This is a genomic window from Gammaproteobacteria bacterium (genome assembly GCA_016765075.1).
Taxonomy (GTDB): Bacteria; Pseudomonadota; Gammaproteobacteria.
On the sequence record JAESQP010000024.1, the window covers coordinates 1 to 6,046 of the forward strand.

A 6,046-nucleotide genomic window follows, 5' to 3' on the forward strand; every position below is an offset into this window, starting at 1 on the left:
GACACCGGTAATTGTCAACTTTATGTTAATGGGCTCATCCATAAAAAAATCAACAATGCCTCGTATAATTAGTGCGAAACCAATAAAATTAATAAAAATCAATGTTTTATTGTATTTTCTTATAGGTAACATTACATTTTATTAATCACTGTCTAGGGAATTGCGTCGCAAACCAAAGATAATGAGAACCAAGCCAAGGAGGCTAAGAATAAGATAAAGGATGGCCGACAAACCGTGTAGCTTGCCAAATTGGGCTTTGTATTCGACAGCATCAATAACTTCTTTTTGTAATTTTAATTCAGCGATCATTGGATGAACACTAAATAAACTAACTAATATTAGAAGTATCATAGCGACTATTAACCACCAACGCCATGATTTTAAAGCAACGCTTAAACCACTTAGCGCACCACTGATTAACAATATCACGCCACATATCAAACCAATGCTAAGGATTGCTCGTAGTATCTCACCAGCAATGGTGCCGGCCAATTGTCGGTCAGCCTCAAGCACATTAAATAAGGCAGGTGTCGCGATATAGCCAATGGCCCAGGTGCCGCCCACCCAAAGTGTTAATAAAATACGTTCGCCTAAATTAAGCTTAGACAGGCTAAAATTAGAAGGCATACTTAATCATCGTAGCTGACAGAATTAATTTCGTATTCAATTTCACCAGCAGGGGCATTAACGGTGGCTATATCGCCTACCTCTTTACCAATAAGTGCGCGTGCTACGGGCGAATTGATCGAAAGCAATCCTTTACTGATATCCGCTTCCAAGTCACCCACGACCTGATAAAGCACTTTTTCACCATTGGCTTCATTAATTAAAACAACTTTGGCGCCAAACACAACTTTATCACCCGGATCAAGCGCAGCTATATCAATGATCTGGGCGTGGCTAAGACGGCCTTCGATTTCTTGAATACGCCCTTCTAAAAAACCTTGTTGCTCTTTTGCCGCATGATATTCGGCATTTTCTTTTAAATCACCATGTTCACGTGCGGTCGCTATCGATTCAATAACACGTGGGCGATCAACGCTCTTCAACTGATGTAACTCTGCGCGCAAGCGTTCTGCGCCTTTTAAAGTAACGGGTTCTTTTTGCATTAATTCAGTTCCTCATGCAATGTCTGTAAGGCAGTGACATTATAATTATTGCCTTTAGCCATTGCCATACAGCTGGCACGTGCGCCAGCAATTGTCGTAGTATAGGGGATGTTGTGCTGTAAGGCTTCACGCCGAATAGAATAGGAATCGGCGATGGCTTGTTTTCCTTCTGTGGTATTAACGATAAAGGAAATTTCTTCATTTTTTATCCTGTCAACCACATGAGGGCGTCCTTCTATTACTTTTAATACTGTCTCAACCGTTAAGCCAACTTGCTCAAGCGCTTTCGCTGTTCCGCTGGTGGCAAGCAATTCAAAACCTAACATGGAAAGATCGCGACCAATCTCTACAGCATGCTGTTTATCAGCGTCTCTGACACTAATGAAGGCACGACCACCCGCTGTTAGAAAATTACCTGCGGCCATTTGTGCCTTAGCAAAGGCTTCAGCGAAGCTGCGGCCAACGCCCATAACTTCACCAGTTGATTTCATCTCTGGCCCCAGCAAAGGGTCAACACCGAGAAATTTAGCGAAAGGAAATACAGCTTCTTTCACTGCGTGATACGGTGCATCGATATCTTTATCAGCACCTTGTTGCGCCAAGGTCTTACCCACCATACACAAGGCACCCACCTTAGCCAATGAATAGCCGATGACTTTAGATACAAACGGCGCTGTACGCGATGCACGTGGATTGACTTCAATTAAATAAACTTTATCACCTTGAACGGCAAACTGTGCATTCATTAAGCCAATAACGCCTAATGCATGTGCTAATTGGCGCATCTGACGTTTGATTTCGCTTTGAATATCGTCGCTAAGACTATAGGGCGGTAAAGAACAGGCTGAATCACCTGAGTGAACACCCGCCTGTTCAATATGTTGCATGATGCCACCAATCGTGACATGACTACCATCGCACACAGCATCAACATCCACCTCGATCGCATCATCAAGGAAGCGATCCAATAAAACTGGTGAATCATTTGAAACCTTAACGGCTTCGCGCATATAACGTGCAAGATCACTGATATCATGCACAACCTCCATCGCTCTACCACCTAACACATAGGATGGTCGCACCACTAACGGAAATCCGATACCCTCGGCCAGCTCCAATGCTTGCTTTTCATTACTTGCCGTGGCATTAGCGGGTTGTAATAAACCAAGCTCATTGACAATATGCTGGAAATGTTCGCGATCTTCCGCTTTGTCTATAGCATCGGCTGAGGTACCAATAATTGGCACGCCAGTATCCGTTAGCGCACGCGCTAAATTCAAGGGTGTTTGACCACCGTACTGAACAATAACGCCCTTGGGCTTTTCGACACGAATCACTGCCAGCACATCTTCTAAGGTCAGTGGTTCAAAGTACAATCTGTCAGACGTGTCATAGTCTGTCGACACGGTTTCAGGATTACAGTTGACCATAATGGTTTCATAGCCTTCTTCACGCAAGGCTAAAGCAGCATGAACACAGCAATAATCAAATTCAATACCTTGCCCAATGCGGTTTGGACCACCACCCAGGATCATAATTTTTTCTTTATCACTGGGTGCTGCTTCACATTCATCTTCATAGCATGAATAAAGATAGGCCGTGGTTGTGGCAAACTCTGCGGCACAGGAATCGACACGTTTAAATACGGGATGTACGCTTAGCTTATCGCGTAATGAACGCACTTCGCTTTCTTCACAAGCAAGCAAGCTTGAAAGTCGCTTATCAGAAAATCCTTTACGCTTAAATTTACGTAATAAGTTAGCATCAATGTCCAGTAAGTTTTTTTCTGCTATCACCTGTTCAACCGCAATCAAATCGGCAATTTGCGCCAAAAACCAAGGATCAATATGAGTGATCTCGTGCAACTCTTGCAGTGAGAAACCAGCACGCAAGGCATCGCCAAGAACCCATAAACGCATCGGCCGCGGCAGGCGCAAATAACCGCGAATTTGGTCAGCCACGTCTGTTTGCGAATGATCATATTGTTCATCAAAACCATTAACGCCAATTTCCAGACCCCGCATGGCTTTTTGTAATGATTCTTGAAAGGTACGACCCATCGCCATGACTTCACCGACCGATTTCATTTGTGTGCTAAGAGTGTCGTCAGCCTGCGGAAATTTCTCAAAGGTAAAGCGCGGGATTTTGGTGACGACGTAATCAATGCTTGGCTCAAACGAGGCTGGCGTTAAACCACCGGTAATGTCATTACGCAATTCGTCAAGCGTGTAGCCCACCGCAAGCTTGGCAGCAACCCTGGCGATGGGAAAGCCTGTCGCTTTTGATGCCAATGCAGACGAACGTGATACACGCGGGTTCATTTCAATGACAACAAGGCGACCATCCTTGGGATTAATGGCAAACTGAACGTTTGACCCGCCGGTGTCAACACCAATTTCACGCAACACGGCAATCGATGCGTTACGCAATAATTGGTATTCTTTATCTGTTAGTGTTTGTGCTGGCGCAACGGTAATAGAATCACCCGTATGCACCCCCATAGGGTCGAAATTTTCGATAGAACAAATAATAATACAATTATCTTTGCTATCACGCACCACTTCCATTTCAAACTCTTTCCAACCAATAATTGATTCTTCAATTAACAGTTCATTAGTCGGTGACAATTCAAAACCACGGGCACAAATTTCAGTTAATTCTTGACGATTATAGGCAACACCACCACCACTACCACCAAGGGTAAACGATGGCCGAATAATGCTTGGAAAACCAATTTCAGCGTGCGACGCCAAGACTTCTTCCATGGTATGTGCAATATAAGAACGTGGCACGTCAAGACCAATAGCACCCATCGCCATACGAAAACGATCACGGTCTTCGGCTTTGTCAATGGCGTCTTCGTTAGCACCAATCAATTCAACATTATATTGCTTGAGCACGCCGTTACGAGCCAAATCAAGCGCACAATTAAGTGCAGTTTGCCCACCCATGGTTGGTAAAATAGCATCAGGCCGTTCTTTTTCGATAATACGTTTAACGACACGCCAGTCGACCGGCTCAATATAAGTGGCATCAGCCATGCTGGGGTCTGTCATGATGGTGGCAGGATTCGAGTTAACCAGTACAACGCGATAGCCTTCTTCTTTGAGGGCTTTACACGCTTGGGCGCCAGAGTAATCAAACTCGCAGGCCTGGCCAATAACAATGGGGCCTGCGCCAATGATTAGAATCGTTTTAATATCGTTGCGTTTTGGCATTACACTCTGCCCTTCATCAATTCAATAAACTGATCAAATAAAGGCTGCACGTCATGCGGGCCAGGGCTGGCTTCAGGATGCCCCTGAAAGCTAAATGCAGGTTTGTCCTTACGTTTAATACCTTGCACGCTGCCATCGAACAATGAGCGATGCGTGACTTCAAGGTTGGCAGGCAAGCTTGCCTCAGACACGGCAAAGCCATGGTTTTGGCTGGTAATCATCACCTTATCATTAGTTAGGTCTTGCACTGGGTGATTGGCGCCATGGTGCCCAAATTTCATTTTTTCTGTTTTAGCACCGCTTGCCAGCCCCAGTAGTTGATGGCCAAGACAAATACCAAACACGGGAATATTAGTTTCTATAATTTCTTTGATCGCCTCGATAGCATAGCCGCAAGGCTCAGGGTCGCCCGGACCGTTGGATAAAAAGACACCATCGGGTTTGCTCGCCAGTATGGTCTGCGCCGGTGTTTTTGCAGGATACACTGTAACGTCACATCCACGATCAACCAGCAAACGAAGAATATTGTGTTTGATACCAAAATCGTAGACAGCAACACGGTACTGTTTCCCAGGCCTGGCACTAATAGGAGAGTCATTCAGACGCCAAACCGTATTATGCCATTGATAAGGCTCGCGAGTCGTTACCGTCTGCGCCAAGTCCATGCCTTTTAGGCCAGGAAAGCCACGCGCCAAGGCGAGTGCTTTATCAATATCGGTATCAGAGCCTGCCATGAGGCAGCCGCTCTGTGCCCCTTTTTCTCGCAGTATGCGTGTCAATTTACGAGTGTCAATATCGGCAATGGCAACAATACCTGCATCACGCAAATAGCCACGCAAATCACCTTCTTGACGCCAACAACTATGTGTTAACGGCACGTCACGCACAATTAAGCCCGCTGCATGAATAGCATTCGACTCAATATCTTCACTATTGACGCCAGTGTTACCGATATGCGGATAGGTTAGGGTAACCAATTGCTTAGCATAGGAAGGATCTGTCAGGATCTCCTGATAACCGGTCATAGCCGTATTAAACACGACTTCACCAACGCTATAACCCTTCGCACCAAGCGACTCGCCAATAAAAACGGAGCCATCTTCGAGCGCGAGCAAGGCAGTATCAGACATTAGGGTCTGTTGAGGATTCATTTTCATCACTGTTGCGCCTTCAATACCGCCAATCCAGGCGCGAGGCGCGCTGTTTGCTGGTTGCAAATAAGCAACGAGCTACGTGCCCTCGGGGTGCAACGCCGAGTGGCGGTATTGAATGTGCAACCCATAGGGCTGGGACGCTTTTTTCACCCCACTGCGTTGCCAGTCGCTTATGTAGTGCAACTACACGGCGCTCGCTCCGCCTTGTTGGGCGAAAAAAGCGCCCCCAGCCGGATTGAAAATGAAACGTCAACAGACCTTGGGTTTTAGCTGAGGGCAGTTTCTGGAAAGACCTGGTTTGCCTTAAAGATCGGGCCATCGACGCAGACTCGTTTCATGGCTGGGCCGGTATCGGTTTGTACTTCGACGACACAGCCGGCACAACCGCCCACCGCGCAAGCCATATACTCTTCTAGTGATACCTGGCAATCAAGAGAAAACTCTTGTGCCAGCCTGGCGCAAGCTTCTAACATCGGATGAGGCCCGCAACTAAATATTTCAACTTCAGCCAATTCTTCTTGCGACAACGCGCTTAAATAAGCGCGGCCGAGGTCGGTAACATAGC

General features: G+C 46.1%; 5 protein-coding genes. All 5 read right to left on the reverse strand.

Annotation, left to right across the window (positions count from 1 at the left end; all coding sequences use genetic code 11):
• Positions 1–141 precede the first annotated feature (141 nt).
• Positions 142–627, reverse strand: a complete 486-nt coding sequence (locus JKY90_01450; protein ID MBL4850934.1) for a DUF4149 domain-containing protein — start codon at positions 625–627, stop codon at positions 142–144.
• Between the two features lie 2 nt (positions 628–629).
• Positions 630–1,109 carry a transcription elongation factor GreA gene (gene greA, locus JKY90_01455; GenBank protein ID MBL4850935.1) on the reverse strand — a complete coding sequence of 160 codons (480 nt, stop codon included), beginning with the start codon at positions 1,107–1,109 and terminating at the stop codon, positions 630–632.
• Positions 1,109–4,327: a carbamoyl-phosphate synthase large subunit gene (gene carB / locus JKY90_01460; GenBank protein MBL4850936.1), complete on the reverse strand. Its 3,219-nt coding sequence runs from the start codon at positions 4,325–4,327 to the stop codon at positions 1,109–1,111. Before carB ends, greA begins: the two co-directional genes overlap by 1 nt.
• Entirely contained in the window at positions 4,327–5,457 is a 1,131-nt protein-coding gene (gene carA, locus JKY90_01465) for a glutamine-hydrolyzing carbamoyl-phosphate synthase small subunit (GenBank protein ID MBL4850937.1), read from the reverse strand. Before carA ends, carB begins: the two co-directional genes overlap by 1 nt.
• A gap of 290 nt (positions 5,458–5,747) precedes the next feature.
• The coding region (locus tag JKY90_01470; protein ID MBL4850938.1) for a dihydroorotate dehydrogenase electron transfer subunit at positions 5,748–6,046 on the reverse strand (299 nt) is incomplete at its 5' end.

What these genes read in the sequence shown, in the direction of transcription:
- carB (MBL4850936.1), bottom strand. Translation starts at nt 4,327, where the DNA reads ATGCCAAAACGCAACGATATTAAAACGATTCTAATCATTGGCGCAGGC.
- greA (MBL4850935.1), bottom strand. Translation starts at nt 1,109, where the DNA reads ATGCAAAAAGAACCCGTTACTTTAAAAGGCGCAGAACGCTTGCGCGCA.
- JKY90_01450 (MBL4850934.1), bottom strand. Translation starts at nt 627, where the DNA reads ATGCCTTCTAATTTTAGCCTGTCTAAGCTTAATTTAGGCGAACGTATT.
- carA (MBL4850937.1), bottom strand. Translation starts at nt 5,457, where the DNA reads ATGTCTGATACTGCCTTGCTCGCGCTCGAAGATGGCTCCGTTTTTATT.